Raw genomic sequence first — 578 nt, forward strand, 5'->3', positions numbered from 1 at the left:
AGGCGCTGGAAATCGCGCTCGCCGGCGGTGAAGTCTGGCGCCCCACCGACGCGGCCGCGCCCAGCGGCAAGGACCTGACGCTGGCCGACGCCCTGGCCTATTCCAAGAACACCATCACCGCCGCGCTGATGCAGGAAGTCGGCGTCAACAAGGTGGTGCAACTCGCGCGCGCGCTGGGCGTACGCCAGAGCCCGCTCGAGCCCGTGCCCGCGCTGGCGCTGGGCAGCAGTCCGGTCACGCTCAAGGAAATGGTCAGCGCCTACGGCACGCTGGCCAACGGCGGCAACTACCAGGAACCGATGTGGGTCACACGCATCGAGAACCGCGATGGCGAACTGCTCGCCGAATTCGCGCCGACGGCGCCCGAGCAGACATTCGACAGCCAGCTCAGCTTCACGCTGGTCGACATGCTGCGCGGCGTGATCGACAAGGGCACGGCGCGCGCGATTCGCCAGCAATACGGCATCCGCGCCGATGTCGCGGGCAAGACCGGCACCACGCAGGGCAACGCCGACGGCTGGTTCATCATGATGCGCCCCGAACTGGTGGTCGGCGCCTGGGCCGGGTTCAACGACGGG

Annotated in this window: 1 protein-coding gene; it reads left to right on the plus strand. The window is 68.9% G+C overall.

Annotated features, from left to right (window positions below; translation table 11 throughout):
* A partial coding sequence (locus tag D3H34_RS33560; protein WP_286186597.1) for a penicillin-binding transpeptidase domain-containing protein occupies positions 1 to 578 on the plus strand: 578 nt, incomplete at both ends.

It is taken from the genome of Acidovorax cavernicola, from assembly GCF_003581445.1.